Genomic DNA, 20,770 nt, shown 5'->3' on the forward strand with positions numbered 1-20,770 from the left:
TGTTGGTATTGGAGTCAGTTCTTCTGCGTATCTCAGATCATTCTTTCAATGGCATAAAAACTTCAGCCTTCCAGTTCATTTCGTCTCCACCCATATTGGGATTGCTGTAAAAAACTTCGACAGGTTGTTTGCGAATCGCAAGCCCATTCTGCTTGGCATAATCAATCATGGTGTACCAGGCGCGATCTGAAACGATGTAGTTGCCATTAAATACGGTTTTTATAGCCTTTTGCCCCTGTATTAGTTTATACCTAACACCATTAATTTGGGGTAACGTATCCGACTTTATGATAGGATAGCAAAAATTAAAAGCAATACTATCTGTTTGCATATCCCAATCTTCAATTTGGATAAATGGGGGGCCATCTAGTCGAATGTTGTTTTTTGCCAAAACGCTGTTCAAAAAGGGATAATTTTCCATCATTTTGAGCGCTTTTTCTTTTTGAATGCTTTTTAAGCGAACATAAGCGCAATATTTAGAAGGTATTTCGTCTACTCCCAATACCGTTACTTTAAAACTCTCCGAATGCTCTTTGAGTGTTTCCATGAGGTCTTTGAGCGTACGTTTTGTGCGTTTTTCAAAGTCAGTTTCTGAAAAGGGAATCGCTATTTTGTTTGAAAGGCTATTTTCAACATCCGTTACAAGCACTGTTACTTGAGATGTAGAATCATTTAAAGGTATAACATTCCAATCATAGTCGTAAATAGAATCATTGAATTCTAGTCTGTGACTAAAGTGTTGTAAATCTGTTTGGTGCAGCAACTTTGCCTGGTCTAGGCCATTAGCCCACAGCTTAATGGTTTGATTTATGGTACCCGGTATGGCCTTTGTTTTGAATGTGACTTGGTAATCATTTGGCTTAAGGAAGAGATACCATATGAAAGCGCCAGATAGTAATACCAGCAAACCCCACAGAAATTTCTTTCGCATGTTTATTGGTTTATTGCCATTTTTTTGTCGGGGGTCATTTTTAGATTATCAACAACGAATTTTCCCAGGTCACGGCCTTGTTTCACTCCTATTTCAACCGCAGCGCGATAATGAATACCACCGTACATTCTACTGATAGCCGCCTCATCGGCCGCCTTTGAGAAAGAAGTAAAACTTCTCACGGGTAAACCGTAGGCCACTTCGGTATCGTCATCAAAACTAAAGTCATCACCAAAAATATCGGTTAGTGCAATAGACGCAGCTCCTGATACTACGCTATGACCGCTCGAGTATTCAGGAAAAGGAGGTGTTTGCAAAACGGGTTTCCAGTTTTCGTCAATGTGTTCATTAATTAAGGTTTCAGGGCGGATCAAATTACTACGGTATTTTTCATCCCAGCAGCTGATAAATGCATCTGCCATGGCAATTGAGGCTTTGGTATAGGCATAAATTGTTTTGTCAAAATCACTGTTCGTTTTTCTACTTGCTATCTTGGTGATGCCGATCCAGTGTGCACCCGGACTAATTTTTTTGGTAGCAAACATCAAATGTCCTCGGGTCACAGACACATACGGATTGCAATCCCAAAATTGAGCGATTTTAATTTCTTCAGAGTCATCACCTTTTGCGGTAATTTGATTGCTTATTTCATAAACCTCAGCCAATTCCTTATAAAAATCAGATTCTTTATCTAAAGAAAACGGTGGCGGAGGAACGGGTTTGAACTGTGCTGCCGAATCAATTACAAATGGCCGTATTTTGTTCCAATGAGGCTCAATGCCATCCATATACGCAGGTGGTGTAGGTTGCCATCTGGTAGGGTCATCGGTATTAACAGTGAATTTTGGCATTGTACGGGTCTGATTGTAATTGTCTTTGCTCATCCATTCCGCTACATGTTCAGCAACTTCTAGCCCATATGTTTTCGAATCTTCAAATAAGACCGAATTCTTTCCTTCCCAAATATTGTACAGACTATCGCGAAGCACCTCCATTTCATGCTCTGAGAAAATCAACTTCTTACTGAGCTCCATATGCGCGACCATGGCCGCAACTTTATAATTAATTATTACAGCATCTTTGGGTTGAGGTATGGATTTAAAATCAGTCAACTGTCCGGCTAAGGAAAGATATTCTGGGTTTTCTAAGGCGATAATTTCGTATGCGGCTACATTGGGGTATGCAAAGATTCTACTCGCTACTGGGGGCGAAAAAATATCATGAATCATGATTTCGATTACCTTATCTACCGAAGTATGTAAATCCTCAGGGGAGACATTGATGGGTTCATTACAAGAATACAATACGGTTAGGGCAGTAAACACTACAATGATCTTCTTCATCGTTCTTCTTTTTACTTTGTTAGTTTATAAACTTCCGCTTTATTATTATTGATGGTAACTAGCAAATAAGGTTGCTTATTTAGCATAACGATACTTAAATGCCGTACAGATTTTTGCGTAAGGTTCAATCCGATTTCATCACCCAAAATTACATTATTTTCATCTTTTATCAATGCTCCTGAAAAAGAATCAAATCTACCGTGAAAGGGTTTTACACCAAAATAATTTCCGGCTGCTAGTGCTTCTTCCTTCCCGTCTTTATCAAAATCATAACACAAAAATGCCATGATCGGTGATACTTGCAATTTATTTTTGAAGGGAACAAAACTAAATGCACCATTTTCGTTACGTAAAAATCCCGAATGCAGCTCAGATACTTCTAGTACAGTGGTATTTTTTAGGATTTCCTTCTCAAAAATCTCTTCAATGGTTTTTCCTGCGAAGTCAGCGTAAGTAGTGAACTTCTTTTTAAGTGAAACCAGTTGACCTGTTAGTCCGTCAAGACTTTCCAGCGGATAGTATTTTCCATTTTTTTCGGTGGTTATGATGGTCTCTGTTTGTCCGTTGTTATCGAAATCTCCATAGTACATCTTCATAGGAGACTTTGCCGAAGCGGTAAACTTGCTATTCGCGCCCCAGTTGCCTAGCAAATAGTCGATGTCTCCATCACCATCTACGTCAAAAGGGGCAATGCTCTGCCATAAACCAGCTAGTTCATCGGTTGCCATGTCTTTTTTAATAAGGGTACCATTTTTATTCTTAAAGAAGGTCGGGGCCATCCATTCACCAATAACAATGAGGTCTTTAATCTGATCTCCGTCAAAATCATGCCACACGGCATCGGTGACCATACCTACATTTTGCAGTACTTTATTTTCACTGATAATAAAATTTCCATTTTCATTTTCCAATAGATAAGAATTGGGAAGCTTTCCAAAATCATTTGAAACAGACTGATTGCCAACAAATATGTCTACATCTCCATCATTGTCAAAATCATCAGTTCGCAAAACCGAAGCATTTTCAAAATTCTTAGGTAGCGGTGCTAACTCATAAGCGGTATCTTTTTGCTTGTAATAACTATTTAGGAGAGGCTTCATTTCATTAAAGAAATCAGCGCCTCCGGTACCAAGAAGTATATCGTTTTTACCATCGGAATTGAAATCTGAAATTACAGCGGAAACATCTTCCTTAAGAGAATCTTTGCTTATGGAAGGTATTTTGTACGCTACAAAAATCGAATCACTTTGAATATAAGTCTTCGATGGAATGTACTTAGAGCCTCCAAAGAAAAGATCGGTTGAACCATCATTGTTTAAATCTCCCTGGGCAAATGCAGGTCCTCGATCTCCTATTTGATAAGGAATTAGCTTTTGCCGATTAAAATCGACATATCCATCCTCTCTATGATCGAAAGATATGCCTAGATTGTTTTCAACCCTTTCGAACAACTTAGCAGTTGCGGGTTGAAGTATTCGATAATCAAAGGGTTTTGTATTTTCAGGTGTTACTGTTAAGATCTGATTGGTAGGTACTTTCCTTAACACCTGGAACGTATGATCGGGCCAAACGATTTTTAATGAATCTACTTGTTGATTTGCACCATACCCAAAATGTACTATGGGTTCTGAAGAGGCTTGAAAACCACGAGCTGTAAACAGTTCTTTGTACTGCAGTTGACCACTGTGATATGAAAATACTTTGGTGCCGATTCCTAAACGATTCGCTTGCTTATAGTTGAACTTCAACTTTAGAAAATTGGCTTTTGTATCCGTTTTATTGATATATAATGAAGCATATTGGTTCGTATTGTTAACGATCAAATCAAGGTCGCCATCCAAATCAAGATCTGCCATCGCAGTGGCGCCCGATTTTAAGGTGTCGTTGCTAATCCAATTTTTAGATTTATTCTCGAATTTTAAATCTTTAGAGCCCTTAAAAATATAATTGTGCACGGCGCCGGAAGGCATTAGCGCTAAAGCTTGCTCATCAACTAGTTTGGTGTTGTTGATCTTCTTCTGTATCTGTTTATCGGAAACAAAATTGATATAATCCAAATCGTTAGGACGTTTGGCAATGCCGTTAGAAATGAAGATGTCTTGCTGCCCATCTTGATCATAATCTGCAAAAAGCGCACTCCAACTCCAGTCGGTAGCAGCTACTCCGCTTAACAAAGCAGTTTCTGTAAAGCCAGCTTGCGGCCGATTTACAAAAAGCATATTTCTCGAGTATTGGTAATGGTAGCCAAATCGCTCTGTACGTAGTTTTTGTGTCTGCACATCATCGGCGCCTTCAGAAGACTTTAAGACTTTTTCATTTTCAGGGAGCATATCTAAGGAAAGTATATCGGGCCAACCATCATGGTTGATATCCGCCACATCATTCCCCATTGAGAATCTAGAGGTATGTCCGAAGTATTCTTTTAGACACTCCGTGAAAGTACCATCACCATTATTCAAATAGTAATAGTCATCTTCATGGAAATCATTGCCTACATAGATATCTGGATATCCATCTTGATTGAAATCGGAGACAGCAACACCCAAGCCATAACCATTTACACCACCATAAATACCAGCTGCTTCACTTACATCGATGAATTTTCCATTATCGTTTCGCAATAATTTATCTCCAGTTTGATAGTTTCTCTTTTTACGTGTTTCGGCCTTGCCATATGATTCCTGAGTATGAACGGCATGGTTAAGAAGATACATGTCGAGGTCACCATCGCTGTCGTAATCTAAAAACGCAGCAGCGGAACTGTAGGAGTCAAAATCGAGTCCATATTTAGCCGCACTTTCGGTAAAAGTAACTTGGCCCGAACTCGTCGATGGGCCATTGTTAATGTATAGCTCATTAAAGCCGCTAAAACCGTTAATTCCAACAACAGCGCAAACGTAGATATCGATTAGCCCATCGCCATTGACATCGCCCATAACGGCTCCTGTATTCCAAGTGCTGTTTCCAGAAACACCTGCTATATCAGTAATATCTTCGAAGGTAAGATTGCCTTTGTTTAGATATAGTTTGTTCTTTACCTGATTTCCTGAAAAGAAAATATCAGGCAACGCATCTCCATTAATATCACCAACAGCAACTCCACCTCCATTGTAAAAATAGAGGTAATCTAAGATGTTGGCATCTTCGTTAGGTGTTAAAGCATTGGAGAAGTCAATTCCGGTTTCTTGCGACGAGGGATTTGAAAATAATTCTCCTTCGGAATTTCCACAACTTATAACAAATACAAAGAGTAAAATGTAAAGTACATTTTTAATCATCGAATGCAAATACCTTAGGTTTATTATCGTTGATAGCTGTTATTAGGAATTTTTTTCCATTTGAATCTTTGAACTGCTTTAGGTGTTTTACTTCGTCTCGAACAGAAAAACCGCTGGTGTTGTAGTCTTGCCACACAAAGCCCATTTTGCCATCTCCAAGAAGCACGTTACCGTAGTTAGCGTCTAAACGGGAATATTGTGGCTTAAATTCAAAATTATTACCCGCTAAGATTAAGTCTAAATTTCCATCACCATTGATATCAGAACATGCAATTCCACAAATACAGGATAATTGTACCCGGCTGGGGAGTTTCTTGATCGAAAATTTTCCACCGCCTTCGTTCACAGCAATTACCGATTCTGATATTGACGATTGCCGCATGATCGATTTTTCAAAAACAGCCGCCGGAAACAATTCGCCTACCGTTTTGGTAGCATAAACTGAGGCTTTGATATTTTGTTTTTTTAAGGCGGTAATTTGCTCGGTCATTTCTTGTTTCTGATGTAACGGATAATCTTTTCCATCTTGGCTTTGAGTTACAATCTGTTCAAGTGTTCCATTGTTGTCATAATCATTGATCCACATTTTCATTGGATTGTCAATGGTAGGTTTATAATGTAGATTGTTTCCTTGATTGCCAAGAATAAGGTCATTGTCTCCGTCATTGTCTAAGTCTGCCGATGTAACCACGTTCCACCACCCTGGTAGACTATCTAGCGAGGTTTGCATTTTAGCCAAACGGCGTCCAGAATTTTTATAGATGTTGGTGGTACCCCATTCCGATACGGTGACAAGATCCTTTTTTGCATCGCCATCCATGTCGGTCCAAACCGCATGGGTCACCATGCCAGCATTCTTCAAGTCGTAGGCATAGCGTTCCGTAGCGTCTTCGAATGTTCCATCGCCATTGTTTACCAAAAACAAATGATTTGGGTCAAGACCATAAGTGCCTACCACGCTCCTAGAACCAACAAATACATCGATATCACCATCATCGTCAAAATCATGCGGAGCAATTGTAGCAATGTTCTTAAAGGTGGAGGGCAATTGTTCGTTTGATTTGCTAAAAACACCTTTACCATTGTTCAAATAAAGCCTAGCTCTATAGTTTTGCTCTTCGCCAACTTGGTTTCCACCAGACCCAACTAAAAGGTCTTTATCAGAATCTCCATCCGCATCAAAGAAGGCTGCGGCGGTGTCTTCAAAATTTGCATCATCGGCAAAGACGTTTTGGGAAATCAATTTTAGTTTCCCATTGCCCATATGTTTATATAGGTTTCCAGGAGACCCTTTCGCACCACCTATAAAAACATCCTCATTTCCATCACCATCAATATCTGCTACGGCCGATGAAGGACCTTCCTGAGATAGGGCCTTGTAAATGAGGCCTTCATAATCAAAATCGTTATAATTGTTTTCCCTGTGAGCAACTAGCTCGGTATTCTCAACTTCCTTCAGTAAAGGCTTTTTCTTTTGGCTTTTCCATGGATTGTAAACCTTATCAGTAACGTCATATGTAAGGCGCAGCGTTTGATTTGCTTTGACATTATCAATTTTCTGCGATCGGTTATCGGGCCAAATAACACGAAGTGAGTCAATGGTATTTTTGCTTCCTAGACCGATCGTCATGGTATAATCCATGGAAGACTGAAATCCACGTGATGGAATTTGTTCTTGCATCACAGTTTTATCGTCATAGTATAGCAAGACCGTAGCACCTACGGCAAATCTATTTTTTTCGGTGCCTTCGAGGCTTATTTTGATATAGTTGTTTTCGGAAAACTCGTTGGTATGGTTCTCATAAATGAAGGCCTCCATGTTTACATTGTTGACCACCAGCTCCAAATCTCCATCATTGTCTAAGTCACCATATGCCGCTCCATTTGACATACTGGGGATTTCAAAACCCCATTCGGCGTTCGCGTTTGAAAAGGTAATGTCTCCATTGTTCTTATACGCATAATTAGGTTGAGGTCGAATGGGCATTTTATTTATTATAGAATCAATAGATTCTTTTCTACCCGTCAAGGCCATTTTTTGAATGATTTCATTGGCAAAAAAGTCAACAAAATCCAAGTCAGTCAAGTCATGATTAATACCGTTCGTAATGTAGATATCTCGGAGGCCATCATTGTCCATGTCAACTAGAAGTCCGGCCCAACTCCAATCTGTCGCATCTACACCACTGTAATAGGCAATTTCGGAAAAAGTGCCGTTGCCATTATTGAGTTGTAAGGTATTTTGAATATACTGCTGGTAGAAGTCTTTACCCTGCTTTAGCTTGAAGACATTATAACCTTCAAATTCCATTACCGCCTTAACACGTTGATCGGCCTCAGGAAGCATATCTGTTATAAAAATCTCTGAATTGCCATCATTATTAATGTCAGCAATGTCAATGCCCATTGCCGAGAGTGATAAATGCTGTGTCCATTCTTTAATTTCTTCGGTAAACGTACCATCTTGATTGTTGATGTAGAGATAATCTCTCTCGTAAAAATCATTTGAAACATAGAGATCGGGGTATAAATCTTTATTAATGTCAGTTACCATTACTCCCAATCCGAAACCAATAAGACTACCATAAATTCCGGCTTTTTCGCTGACATCAACAAATGTACCATCATCATTACGCAATAGCATATCGCCCACACCCTTGAAGATATCTGGAACCCCTTCCCAATCTTGTGCGCGCACGTGGCGTTGCTCAGCATATCCTAAGCTGCTTACTGGAATATTGCTGTTGTTTAAAATGTAGGCATCGAGATCTCCATCTTTATCATAGTCAAAAAATGTAGCATGGGTTGAGAACCCTGTCTTGGCCAGATTATATTCATTGGCCTTTTCCGTAAAGGTAAGATCACCATTGTTAATATACAGGTCGTTATCGTGATTATTGCCCTTCATATTACCAGCATTGCTAACGTAAATATCCAATAAGCCGTCGGCATTGATATCAACCATATTAACCCCTGTTGACCAGGGTTTACTACCCTCGATTCCCGCTTTTGCCGAAATATCTTCAAAGGTCAAATTGCCTTTATTGAGATATAGCTTGTTGGGCACCATATTGCCTGTCAGATAAATATCAGCTAAGCCATCATTGTTGATATCGCCAATAGCAACTCCACCACCATTATAGAAATTTCTGTATTTGAAGATGTTGAAATCCTTCTGATTCTCGACAGAGTTTATAAAATCGATACCTGTTTTTTGCGAGGGTAGCAGTGAAAACAGTTTCTGATTTTGGTCTTGGTTTACTGCTTCTTCCTCTTCTTTTGAAGTGCATGAAAATATGGTGGAAATCAATAGCAACAGCATAAATACTTTGCTAAAATTCTTGGTTGTGATATAACTAAACATCCGATTCTTTTTATCAAAAAACGTACAGTGGTTTATGGTGAAAAACGCTTTATTTTTCAATCAAATTTTAGGCTTTTAGAGCTTGAGTATGCTTCATATTTTATAAATCATTACACACTCTAAATGTAGCAGCGCAAGATATGCAATCTTTGATGAACAGGGAAGTTGACTCTAGTTAATATTTGTCAAAAACAGCTTCTTGTTTTGTACTAAAACGATAGAGTAATAGCCCCTTTTGTTAGAAATACTTTTTCCGAGGGTAATATTCTATTAAAATCCAATATATTTAGAAAAATAATCAAACCCAATCCATTCAAATGCTCGGAATAGTTTCTTTTTTAGGTTTTACCATTTTGGTTGCCATTATAGCGTATGTATCCACTTTAAAAACAAATGAAAAGTCCTCAGACGGCTATTTCTTAGGAGGTAGAAGTCTTACCGCTGGTGTTATAGCGGGCTCACTCTTGCTGACCAATCTGTCTACTGAACAAATTGTTGGACTAAATGGTGATGCGTATCGAGACGGTATCTTGGTAATGGCTTGGGAAACCTTAGCGGCTATTGCTATGGTCATTTGTGCCATTTACTTATTGCCTAGATATTTGAAGGGCGGTATTAGCACCATTCCTACCTATTTGGAAAGGCGTTTTGATACGACCACAAAAGCACTTACGTCAGGATTATTTCTGAGTGGTTATGCTATTGTTCTACTACCTATTGTATTATATTCTGGTTCTTTGGCCATCAGTGGAATGTTTGATTTACCTGGTAAACTGGGTATTTCTGAATGGGCTTCGATCTGGGTATGTGTCTGGAGTATCGGCATTATTGGCGGTATTTATGCCATATTTGGTGGACTTAAGGCAGTCGCCGTATCCGATAGTATTAATGCCATTGGATTATTATTGGGAGGCCTATTAATTCCTGTTTTTGGTCTTTTAGCGATTAGTGATGACAACAGTATTTTAGGTGGAATTGCGAAACTGACTACCGAACATCCGGAAAAATTCAATGCCATTGGTTCTGAATCTTCGAGCATACCTTTTGCAACTATTTTTACAGGAATGGTCTTGGTTCAGTTGTTTTATTGGGGAACTAATCAACAAATTATTCAGAGAGCCTTAGGAGCCAAAAATTTGATCGAGGGTCAGAAAGGGCTATTATTGGCTGCCTTTTTTAAGATATTAGGTCCTATTATTGTTGTTTTGCCTGGTATTATTGCTTTTCATATGTTCGACGGGCAGTTGGAAAGGGGAGATCAGGCCTATCCGAAATTGGTGGCAGCAGTATTGCCTTCTGCTTTTGTTGGTTTCTTTGCAGCCGTTCTTTTTGGAGCGATTTTGAGCTCTTTTAACAGCGCATTAAACAGTTGTGTTACGTTATTTGGCGTTGATATCTACAAGCAGTATATCAACAAGGAAGCTCCAGAGGGTCAAGTTGTTGCAAAAGGCAAGCAGTTTGGGATCGGTTTAGCACTTTTCTCAATGGTAATAGCACCCTTTCTATATTATGCTTCTAGCGGACTCTTTGGGTATTTACAGCAAGTCAATGGGGCTTATAGTATACCCATATTATCTGTAATCGTTATTGGTTTCTTGACCAAACGTGTACCGGCCATTGCTGCCAAGACGGGTATTGTATTTGCCTTTGTGGTATATGTAGCTTACATTATTCTTTCAAGAGGATTTGGTGTAGAATGGTTACCCCATATGCTTCACATGCAAGCGATTACGTTTGTACTTACTATTGTGTTGATGTTGACCATTGGTCGTATGAAACCACGTGAAACAGATTATGTACAGAAGTATACCAATGAGGTGGATATCACCAATTGGAAATATGTAAAGCCAGTGGGTATTGCCATAACCCTGGTGGTGATAAGCACATATATTATTTTTAGATAGTACAGTCACCTTTTTGAATACACAAAACCCAACCTTAAAAAGGTTGGGTTTTTCATTTATAAGCGGTAATTTCTTGTAGTTATTTTTTTAAATATATTGGTTTACAATATTTTCAAACAGCTCTTGTTTTCCACTTTGAAGCTCAAGCTCTCCGTTCTCCAATGCTATTTCATAGAGATCTTTAAAATCTAGTTTTCCATTTTCGAAATCTTGCCCTTTTCCAGTATCAAAGGAACTGTATCTTTTTTTGCGGAGCGCGTCATAGGGTGATGAGGAAATGATTTTATCCGCAACCAACAAAGCCCTAGCAAAAGTATCAGCTCCGCCAATATGGGCATGGAATACATCATCCATATCGGTAGAATTTCTACGGATTTTAGCATCAAAATTGACACCGCCACCTTGCAATCCACCGGCCTTTAAAAATACCAACATGGCTTCGGTAACCTCCCCTATATTGTTCGGAAATTGATCGGTATCCCAGCCGTTTTGATAATCGCCGCGGTTCGCATCCACACTGCCTAACATGCCATGCGCTGCGGCTATTTCAAGTTCATGCTGCATAGTATGACTGGCCAAAGTAGCATGATTGACCTCAATATTAAGTTTAAAATCATCCTGTAGTCCATATTGATGTAAAAAACCAACAACAGTAGCACAATCAAAATCGTACTGATGCTTCATCGGTTCCATGGGCTTTGGCTCGATAAAGAAATTTCCCTTAAAACCTTGACCTCTGGCATAATCTCTTGCCATTGCCAAAAACCTACCCATATGGTCTAATTCGCGCTTCATATCGGTATTCAAAAGCGACATATATCCTTCTCGGCCTCCCCAGAATACATAATTTTCGCCATCCAATGCCATTGTAGCATCCAAAGCCAACTTGATTTGACCCCCGGCGCGTGCCAGCACATTGAAATCAGGATTGGTAGATGCCCCGTTCATATACCTGGGATTGGAAAAGCAGTTAGCTGTTCCCCATAAAAGTTTTACACCACTTTCCGATTTTTTCTCTTTTATGTAGTCAACAATAGTGGCCAAGCGTTTTTCAGATTCGGCAAAAGTGGAAGCTTCTTGAATTAAATCAAAATCGTGAAAACAGAAATAGTCAAAACCCATTTTGGTAATGAATTCAAAAGCCGCGTCTGCCTTGGCTTTTGCGGCTTCAACTGCATCAGACGGTTGATCCCATGGAAAACTTTGAGTGCCGGGCCCGAATGGGTCTGCCCCTTGCCCACAGAAAGTGTGCCAGTAGGCAATGGCAAATTTGAAATGTTCGCGCATGGTTTTACCAGCAACAACCTCATCGGCATTGTAATATTTAAATGCCAAAGGATTATCTGATTCTTTTCCTTCAAATTTGATTTCACCTATTCCTTTGAAATACTCCTTGTCGCCTAGATTTACCATATTAGTTGTTTTTTAATAGTTGTTCTAATTCTTTTTTCCATTTTTGATACGCTTTTGTATGGGCCTCTCGGTTTGCTGAGGGTTTAAAACTCATAACATAATCATTATCCATAATTTGTTTGCCAAACGTTTCATAGTCCCCTTTTTGTAGTTGACACGCTCGCGCAGCTCCTATTGCTCCTGTAGTATTGTATATTTCGATTTCTTGGCCTATTAGTGTTGCGATGGTATTCGAAAAAATCTCGGAGCGAAAGAGATTGTCATTTCCTGCTCTAATTACTTTGGTCTGAATTCCATCAGACGTCATAATTTCCATGCCATATACAAAGGAAAAGGCTATACCTTCTAAGGCCGCTCTACACAAATGTGCCTTTGAGTGATTGTTTAGATTTAAATTGGAAAGCTGGGTACCTAAGCTTTTGTTATCAAGCATGCGTTCGGCACCATTTCCAAAAGGGTGTAGGGTAACACCATCAGAACCAATGGAAATTGAAGCCGCCAATTCGTTCATTTCCTCATACGATGACACTTTAAGGTTGTTCAATAACCAGCGGTATTGAATCCCTGCTCCGTTGATGCATAAAAGCTTTCCAATACGCTGATTATGCAAATCATAATTCACGTGTGCAAAATTGTTGACGCGAGAACTTTCTTTAACGGAAAGACTATCGGTTATGGCGTATACAACTCCTGAAGTGCCTCCAGTTGCCGCCACGTCACCGGTATTAAAAACATTTAGTGAAAGGGCATTGTTGGGTTGGTCACCTGCACGATACAATATTGGTGTACCCACTGCCAAACCAGATTCGGAAGCGCCTTGTTGTGAAACTTGACCTTGCACCGCAAAGGTGTCGACTACTTTTGGAACTAGAGTTGCATCAATACCATAATGCTGTAAAAGCCAATCGGCTATCGCATTGGTCTTAAAATCCCAAAAAATTCCTTCAGATAAACCCGAAATAGTAGTGCAGATTTCCCCTCCCAGCTTGTACGCGATATAGTCACCGGGCAGCATAAATTTGTAAATCTTGGAATATACTTCAGGCTCATTTTCTTTGACCCACTTTAATTTAGAGGCAGTGAAATTTCCTGGAGAATTTAGTAACTGCTCGGCGCATTTTTCGTTTCCCAAATCATCAAATGCTTTTTGCCCTATTTCAACGGCTCGACTATCACACCAGATGATTGCATCTCGCAGGGGCTTACCATTTTTATCAACAACTACCAAACCGTGCATTTGATATGATATTCCGATACCTGTAATATGCGATGGTGGAACATTTTGATCCTTTAGAAGTCTTTTCGTGGCCGTACAAATATGCATCCACCAGTCATCAGGATGTTGTTCTGCCCAACCGTTTTGTATCGCATGCATTCCCATTTCTGTTTTGGGCTCATTGACAAGGGCAATGCTCTTGCCCGATTCGATTTCAACAAGGGTGGCTTTGATGGAAGAACTTCCAATATCATATCCAATAGAATACATAAATAAGGTTTACTATATCGTTTGCGCTGCGAAAGATATTGTTTTTCACAATTTGTCACAAACTGAATTTTAAACAACGCTTTAATTATACAAAAAGCTTGAATTTTGTGTTTAGCAGCCAAAAAAGAAAAAGCCCTGATGAAATTTCATCAAGGCTCTTAAACACTTAAAATTTAAATACTCTTAGTAACCTGGGTTTTGAACCAAAGCCGGATTAGCAAGTAGCTGTGCTGCTGGAATTGGGAACAATTTGTAGGTGTCGTTGCCAATTGAGCCTGCCGCTTTAAACTGCCAGTCTCTTGTGTACTGTCCGAAGCGAATTAAATCTTGTCTTCTCCAGGCTTCAGCAAATAACTCGCGCCCTCTTTCATCTAAAAGATCTTGCTCGCTAACTGAGCCGAGGGGAGAAGCTTTTCTTAAAACTCTTAGCTCATTTACCATAGCGGTTGGATCACCACCACTACGCATCATAGCTTCAGCTTTCATTAAATGCGCATCTGAATATCGGAAGAATATTTCATGACCACGGAAAGCTCCAAATCGAGGGGCATATTTCATGACACGAATTCCTGTAGTTTCGTCATTGTTGATGATATTTGGAGCGCCATCACCATCCAAGAAATCTCTTTTGAATGTTAAAGGAGCACCTGCTCTATCTGTTAATGGAGTACCATCAAGAGCGTACTGTTGACCTACTAAGAAGCCATTACCTACATTTGAACCAACTTCAAACCCATCTTCGTCTTCTGTTTGATCTCTTCCAGTAAATGGGATACCTCCAGATGGAACACCACCACGTCTTTCCTCTTGCATGTCTAATGGAGTTTCATCCAACTCGACTCGGTTACTGTTTGGATCTCCTTCAAAAAGATCATAGTATTCAGCCAAGGTACTGAAACCATTCCATCCACCACCACCTTGAGAGGTAGAGTTATAATGTAAACCATTAAAAATACGGTTACCTACACCTGATGCTAACGACCAAATAGTTTCATTGTCAGCGGAGTCTCTAAAGAGATCAAAATAGCCATCTTGAAGTGCGTAGCCTTCACCAGCTATTTCGTCTACTAATGAAATTACCGAAGCCATATCACCGCTATCTACAGATCCACCAAGATAGATGTGCTTGTTTAAAAGTATTTTTGCTTTAAGATACCTAGCAGCGGCCTTACTAGCTCTGCCATTGGCTTCACCGCTACCTGCGGCAACACTTGGAAGGTTAGATATAGCAGTATCTACATCAGCCATAATAAAGTCAAGAGCAGCTTGACCAGAAAGAACATCTGGCAAGGTAGAAGAAGGTAAGGTTACATCTCTAAAAGGTACCTGACCATAGAAATCTAAAATGGTCCACATACTCAAAGCACGAATAAAGCTTGCCTCACCAACGTTTTCAGCTGAAGGGTTACTACGCGAATCTAAAATTTGAGATGCAAGCAACTGATTACCATTCCAGTCATTCCAAACATTAATGACGAATACATGCTCAGGAGTCCATAGGTGCTGATGTAAACTAGACCATTGTCCGTTATCACCCCAGTCAGTACCACGCGTTGGAACTATAGCCGCATCAGCGGTTACTTCCATCAACGCAAAACGGTTACCCTGATCTCCGTATTGACCATTTAATCTATTATATAGTTCATCTACCGTAGATGAAGGGTCAGCCAAACCTTGAAAACCGGCACTGATAATCGAATCGGTCTCCTCAAGCTCTAAATCGGTACAGGAAGCTAATCCTACTACCAAAAGGAGGCTGGTAAAATAAAGTTTCAAATTAATTCTTTTCATGATATTCAATTTTTTTTAATTAGAATGATGCGTTTAATCCAAAAGTAATAGTTCTTGGATTTGGGAAACCTGACCAATCAATACCTCTTGAAGGTACTCCTGAATTTAAATCTCCAGTAGCAACTGTGATTTCAGGATCAAGACCGCTGTAGTCCGTTATCAAGAAAAGGTTTTGACCTGTAAGAGATAATCTTAATGTTTTAAATAATCCCTCACCAGTAAGAGGCACATTGTAGCCTAAGGTTGCGTTCTGGAAACGTACAAAATCACCTTTTTCCAAATATCTAGTAGAAACATCAGCGGAAGCACCAGATGCCTCGTTGCTATTGGCTACATCTTGCGTTACGTTTCTAGCATTGGTTATAGAACCTGCAGTAAAAAGACCATTGGCTGTGTTGTTATACACAGAGAATCCGAATTGTCCTGTGAAATAAGCGGCAAAATCCCAATTTTTCACATTTAAATTTAACGATAGACCTGCCGTAACATCCGGTAGTGCATCTTCGCCAACAAATACCTTATCTTGGAAAACGTCACCTACACCATCACCATTTTGATCTTTAAATGTTGGTTGACCTGCAGAATCTAATCCCGTATATTCAGCCATGTAGTATGAAAATAAAGAGTGGCCTGCGGCGAAACGCTGCGCAAATGCACCTGACAATCCTTGGCCGTTAACAGCACCCGTATCAATCAAACCTCCAAAGTCTTCAACTTCGTTTTGGTTGTAGGCAATGTTGAAATTGGTAGAGAAATTAACGTCTTCTTGTTGAATCCAATCGTAACCTAAGGCGAATTCAATACCTTGGTTAACAATTGTAGCATCTACATTACCAAATTGGAAAGGATCAACTGCTGGAGCAGCAGGTGGAGTTCTTAATAGTACATCAGTAGTCTCATTCCTATATACGTCAATACTACCACTTAACCTATCATTATTGAAACCAAAGTCAAGCCCAACGTTTAAGTTTAAAGTGGGCTCCCATTTCAAGTCAGGAACATCGGTCGCAACAATGGCTAAACCATTAGGATTGATTTCACCATTGTTTTGGATGTTATTCTGGATATTACCATTGGCATCACTAAAACGTTGTCTTGCAACAAAGTTTCCGTAACCCAAACCATCTTGATTACCGGTAACCCCTGCACTCAAACGAAGTTTTAGTGTAGAAACGGCGTCACCAATAAAATCTTCTTCACCCAACTGCCAAGCAAAAGCTCCTGATGGGAAGATACCATATTGATTTTCAGGACCAAAACGAGAAGATCCATCCGCTCTTACTGTTGCCGTAAACAAGTATTTGCTGGCAATAGAATAATTGATTCTTCCAAAGAAAGATTGCAACTCATCAGTATTATCAAAAACGTCAACAAACACTGATCTTACTTTTCTGTTAAACCCGAAATTTTGTTCCTCTCCAGCCACTACGGTTGGAAATAATCGATTTATAACCAAGTTACTAGAGTTGGTTCCGTAGTAAAATTGCTGAAATGAACCCGAGATGGTAGCTTGGGCACCATTAACCGTTTCTTGTAAATCACTGACCATTCCGTTTAGATCTGTGGTAGTGAATCCACGAGAAGCTGCATTTCTACCTGAAGTCTTGAAATCTTGGAAAGAATATCCAACAAGCACGTCTAAGTTTGAATTATTAAATTCCTTTTTATAATTCAAAGTCGCTTCCAAAAGGCTATTCTCTCGCTCCAAGGTATTGTAAAACCCTAGACCGATGCCTTGCACACCATCAATGTTTTGAACTGCAGAAGAAATTACCGAGTTGTTTTCACCTTCCGATTTATCATAACCCACGTTTATTTTTGCTGTAAGTTCAGAAGTAATCTTGTAATCTAAAGAGGCGTTAAGCAGCACTCTGTCAGTATTTGTTCTAATCTGGCTGTTTGCTAAATAATTGGCAGGAGATAAAAGACCTCCTTGTGCAGCAAAAGCTGAATTGGTCGACCAAGTTGGATTTGCAGAGTATGCAGCACCTAGAATATCACCTCTAAAACCAGCTCCACCTGCTAAGGGGGCAGTTTCGTCATTAACACGTGAAATGGTTGCCGCAACGCCTAGTGTTAACTTGTCATCGAGAAAACGATGTCTGGCATTGATTCTTCCTGTAATTCTTTCTAGATCTGTTTTTTCAATAACACCAAATTGTTTGCTGTAACCAAAGGTTGCGCGAACATTTCCCTTTCCATAATTGTTGGAGTAAGATACATTGTTGTTTGTTGATGCGGCAGTTCTTGTAATATAATCTTGCCAATCTGTATTATTTCCAAAATCTGTAGTAGCCAAATCTGCATTCGGGTTGAATTTAAAAACAGCATCTACAAACTCATCTCTATTTAGCAAGTCATAATCTCGTGCTGGTTTTGCAATACTCAAGCTTGATGACCATTCTACAACGCCACCTTGGCTTCCTTTACCACTTTTAGTAGTAATAATAACTACCCCGTTTGCACCTCTTGAACCGTAAATAGCCGTTGCAGAAGCATCTTTTAAAACACTGATGCTTTCAATATCAGCGGGATTTAAAAAGTTCAGTGGATTTCTTTGTGCAGTGCCACCACCGTTACCGGCATTACCTTGAGGTGAGGTATTTTCACCTGACAGGGGCACACCATCAACCACGAATAGCGGGTTGTTGTTTGCACGTACCGAGTTGGAACCTCTAATGTTGATTGAGATACCAGCACCTGGTTCACCACTTGTTTGTTGAATAGTAACACCAGCAGTCTTACCTTGTATCAACTGTTCTGGTGAAGCAATCACACCACCGTTAAAGTCCTCAGCGGTAACTGCTGTTACAGAACCCGTGGCATCCTTAACTGTTGTAGTACCGTAACCAATAACTACTACTTCTTCCAATGCCTCGGCGTCTTCCAACATAGTAACATTAATGGTTGATTGTCCATTTATTGCAATTTCCTGCGTGCTGAAGCCAACATAGCTAAATACTAATGTGGCATCACTTCCTGCCTCAATGGTGTAGTTACCATCAAAGTCAGTTTGGGTTCCCGTGGTTGTTCCTTTAACCACCACACTCGCACCCGGCAAGGGCCCGTTGGCGTCGGAAACGGTTCCGGTTACTTCCTGCGCCTGCGTTAGTCCGAAGCATAAAAATGCTCCAACCATGAACAAGCTTCTAAGTAGCGTAATCTTCATAGATGTTAATTTAAAAGTTGAGTTAATTTTAGTTTTAAGTAAATACAAGCGTTAAAAATATGTAAAAAATGTGTTAAATTGAGTTTGTGGGAACATTGAAAAACTACGAAAACGGTTTCGTGTTGATAACTTTTCCAAAATAAGAGTATAATGGTTTAATTAGCTATAAATTAAACATTTCGCATCTTTGGCAGTGTAAAAACTCCAAATGTTTATTTTTTCGGCAAATATAATGTTTTTTATTTTTGTGTTTAAGCAGGCAAATTTAACCAAGTTACGTAGGTGAATGTTAAAAAATAACATTTTGTAAAGAAAATTAGTCTAAACAATTACTTTGGATTATTCAAACCATTTAATACCATATCATTGCGGCGAAAAATCACATTAAAAGATATAGCTAGAGAACTTGAGGTTTCAATATCTACGGTATCTAAGGCTTTAAAAAATAGCGAGGAAATCGGTAGAGATACGAAGGAAAAGGTTCAAGCTTTTGCCAAACTCTACAATTACAAGCCCAACAATATTGCCGTAAGCCTAAAAAACAAGCATACCAAGAACATTGGGGTTATTATACCCGACATTGTCCATCATTTTTTCACCACTGTTTTTAGGGGTATTGAAAAGTATGCGAATAGTAGAGGATATAATGTGATTGTATGCGTATCTGACGATGCTTTTGATAAAGAGGTTATTAATATGGAAATGCTCGCGAACGGTAGCATAGATGGATTTATTCTATCACTCGCGGCCGAAACGCTAGATAAAGGAGACTTCAATCATTTGAAACAAATAACTGAACAAGGTATTCCTTTGGTTTGTTTTGATCGAACCACTCCCGAGGTAGAATGTGACAAGGTTATTATCAATGACACCGCCATCGCCTATGATGTGGTTAAAAAGTTAATAGGAAATGGAAGAACTCGTATAGCGCTGATAACCAATATCGGATTTGGAGATGTAAGTGACAAGAGGGCAGCCGGTTATAAGAAAGCACTTGTTGATGGAGGGTTGGAATATGATGAGAACCTGGTTTTAAGGCTAGTATATAACGATATTGATGAAGTTGCAATCAAAAAGTTTTTCGAAAACCGAAAAGTAGATGCTGTATTATGTGTAAATGAAATGTTCGCTATACATGGAATGGGTATTGCTCAAAATATGGGTTTCAGAATTCCCGAAGATATATCTTTTGTTGGTTTTTCAGACGGCATTTTATCGAAGTATTCGCGGCCGACATTGACGACAGTAGCGCAACACGGTGATCAGATGGGGCAACTTTCGGCACAAATGTTAATAGAAAGGGTAGAAGCTGAGAACGAGGAAGAGCAAGAAGAAGTTTTTCGAACCGAAGTTATCGAGGCCACCTTGATAGAAAGGGAATCTACCATAAATTAATCCACAACGATTTTACGAAATGACAAAAACCGGATTTATATTCGATTTGGATGGTGTTATTGTTGACACTGCAAAATACCACTACTTAGCCTGGCGAAATTTAGCCGAAGAGCTAGGATTTGAATTTACCGAAGAACAGAATGAACTTTTTAAGGGTGTGAGCAGAAAACGCTGCTTGGAAATTTTATTAGATATAGGAAAAATTGAGGCCTCTCAAGAGCAGTTTGATCGATGGATGATCGAAAAGAACGAAGACTATTTAAAGTATATTGAAAAAATGAATGCTTCGGAGATCCTTCCCGATGTTCCACGGGTGTTAGAGTTTCTTAGAAAAAAGCAAATTCCTGTTGCCCTGGGTTCGGCAAGTAAAAATGCAAAACCGATATTAGAAAAGGTAGGCCTATTACACTACTTTGATTGTATCGTTGATGGAAACAATGTGACTAAGGCCAAGCCCAATCCTGAGGTGTTTTTAATTGCGGCCGAAAAACTAGGGGTCAGTGCTGTAAATTGTATTGTTTTTGAAGATGCGGTTGCGGGAATACAAGCGGCGAATGCCGCAAATATGTTAAGCATTGGTATTGGAGACAGCACAGTACTTTCTGAAGCAAATTACAATTTCAGAGATTTCAGAGAAATAGACTTGCAATTTTTAAACGGCTTACTAAAAGAATAGGATTTATAAAGGACAGGCTC

11 protein-coding genes are annotated in these 20,770 nt (G+C 39.5%); 3 read left to right on the forward strand and 8 right to left on the reverse strand.

Annotation, left to right across the window (positions count from 1 at the left end; all coding sequences use genetic code 11):
* Window positions 1–37 precede the first annotated feature (37 nt).
* The 4 genes from ABJN95_RS08040 to ABJN95_RS08055 are packed head-to-tail and all read right to left on the reverse strand — an operon-like array spanning window position 38 to window position 8,916.
* Window positions 38–931: a GyrI-like domain-containing protein gene (locus ABJN95_RS08040; RefSeq protein ID WP_348369866.1), complete on the reverse strand. Its 894-nt coding sequence runs from the start codon at window positions 929–931 to the stop codon at window positions 38–40.
* Window positions 932–933: 2 nt separating this feature from the next.
* Window positions 934–2,274 carry a vanadium-dependent haloperoxidase gene (locus ABJN95_RS08045; protein ID WP_348369867.1) on the reverse strand — a complete coding sequence of 447 codons (1,341 nt, stop codon included), beginning with the start codon at window positions 2,272–2,274 and terminating at the stop codon, window positions 934–936.
* Window positions 2,275–2,285: 11 nt separating this feature from the next.
* Window positions 2,286–5,552, reverse strand: a complete 3,267-nt coding sequence (locus ABJN95_RS08050) for a VCBS repeat-containing protein (protein ID WP_348369868.1) — start codon at window positions 5,550–5,552, stop codon at window positions 2,286–2,288.
* Complete coding sequence (locus ABJN95_RS08055; protein ID WP_348369869.1) at window positions 5,545–8,916, reverse strand: VCBS repeat-containing protein; 3,372 nt, start codon at window positions 8,914–8,916, stop codon at window positions 5,545–5,547. Before ABJN95_RS08055 ends, ABJN95_RS08050 begins: the two co-directional genes overlap by 8 nt.
* A 317-nt stretch (window positions 8,917–9,233) precedes the next feature.
* Between ABJN95_RS08055 and ABJN95_RS08060 the strand changes: the two genes are divergently transcribed.
* Window positions 9,234–10,820 (forward strand): solute:sodium symporter family transporter, encoded by a 1,587-nt coding sequence (locus ABJN95_RS08060; protein WP_348369870.1) that lies wholly within the window; start codon window positions 9,234–9,236, stop codon window positions 10,818–10,820.
* Window positions 10,821–10,907: 87 nt separating this feature from the next.
* Here the strand turns inward: ABJN95_RS08060 and xylA are convergent, their stop codons facing one another.
* The 4 genes from xylA to ABJN95_RS08080 all read right to left on the reverse strand — a co-directional run bounded on the left by xylA (window position 10,908) and on the right by ABJN95_RS08080 (window position 18,679).
* Window positions 10,908–12,233 (reverse strand): xylose isomerase, encoded by a 1,326-nt coding sequence (gene xylA, locus ABJN95_RS08065; protein WP_348369871.1) that lies wholly within the window; start codon window positions 12,231–12,233, stop codon window positions 10,908–10,910.
* Between the two features lies 1 nt (window position 12,234).
* Window positions 12,235–13,719, reverse strand: a complete 1,485-nt coding sequence (locus ABJN95_RS08070; RefSeq protein ID WP_348369872.1) for an FGGY family carbohydrate kinase — start codon at window positions 13,717–13,719, stop codon at window positions 12,235–12,237.
* Window positions 13,720–13,902: 183 nt separating this feature from the next.
* A complete protein-coding gene (locus ABJN95_RS08075) occupies window positions 13,903–15,510 on the reverse strand; it encodes a RagB/SusD family nutrient uptake outer membrane protein (protein ID WP_348369873.1) in 1,608 nt (535 codons plus the stop codon).
* 19 nt (window positions 15,511–15,529) lie between these two features.
* A complete protein-coding gene (locus ABJN95_RS08080) occupies window positions 15,530–18,679 on the reverse strand; it encodes a SusC/RagA family TonB-linked outer membrane protein (RefSeq protein ID WP_348369874.1) in 3,150 nt (1,049 codons plus the stop codon).
* Window positions 18,680–19,045: 366 nt separating this feature from the next.
* Between ABJN95_RS08080 and ABJN95_RS08085 the strand changes: the two genes are divergently transcribed.
* Together ABJN95_RS08085 and pgmB are read left to right on the forward strand one after the other, a co-directional pair.
* Window positions 19,046–20,074, forward strand: coding sequence for a LacI family DNA-binding transcriptional regulator (locus ABJN95_RS08085; protein ID WP_348369875.1), 1,029 nt, complete (start codon window positions 19,046–19,048; stop codon window positions 20,072–20,074).
* A gap of 19 nt (window positions 20,075–20,093) precedes the next feature.
* Complete coding sequence (pgmB, locus tag ABJN95_RS08090; protein WP_348369876.1) at window positions 20,094–20,750, forward strand: beta-phosphoglucomutase; 657 nt, start codon at window positions 20,094–20,096, stop codon at window positions 20,748–20,750.
* Window positions 20,751–20,770 lie beyond the last annotated feature (20 nt).

This window comes from Maribacter sp. (assembly GCF_039974175.1).
Taxonomy (GTDB): Bacteria; Bacteroidota; Bacteroidia; order Flavobacteriales; family Flavobacteriaceae; genus Maribacter_C.

Bases quoted from the DNA above. Each gene is read 5' to 3' on its own strand.
- xylA (WP_348369871.1), bottom strand. From the start codon at position 12,233: ATGGTAAATCTAGGCGACAAGGAGTATTTCAAAGGAATAGGTGAAATC.
- ABJN95_RS08060 (WP_348369870.1), top strand. From the start codon at position 9,234: ATGCTCGGAATAGTTTCTTTTTTAGGTTTTACCATTTTGGTTGCCATT.
- ABJN95_RS08045 (WP_348369867.1), bottom strand. From the start codon at position 2,274: ATGAAGAAGATCATTGTAGTGTTTACTGCCCTAACCGTATTGTATTCT.
- ABJN95_RS08050 (WP_348369868.1), bottom strand. From the start codon at position 5,552: ATGATTAAAAATGTACTTTACATTTTACTCTTTGTATTTGTTATAAGT.
- ABJN95_RS08040 (WP_348369866.1), bottom strand. From the start codon at position 931: ATGCGAAAGAAATTTCTGTGGGGTTTGCTGGTATTACTATCTGGCGCT.
- ABJN95_RS08070 (WP_348369872.1), bottom strand. From the start codon at position 13,719: ATGTATTCTATTGGATATGATATTGGAAGTTCTTCCATCAAAGCCACC.
- pgmB (WP_348369876.1), top strand. From the start codon at position 20,094: ATGACAAAAACCGGATTTATATTCGATTTGGATGGTGTTATTGTTGAC.
- ABJN95_RS08075 (WP_348369873.1), bottom strand. From the start codon at position 15,510: ATGAAAAGAATTAATTTGAAACTTTATTTTACCAGCCTCCTTTTGGTA.
- ABJN95_RS08080 (WP_348369874.1), bottom strand. From the start codon at position 18,679: ATGAAGATTACGCTACTTAGAAGCTTGTTCATGGTTGGAGCATTTTTA.
- ABJN95_RS08055 (WP_348369869.1), bottom strand. From the start codon at position 8,916: ATGTTTAGTTATATCACAACCAAGAATTTTAGCAAAGTATTTATGCTG.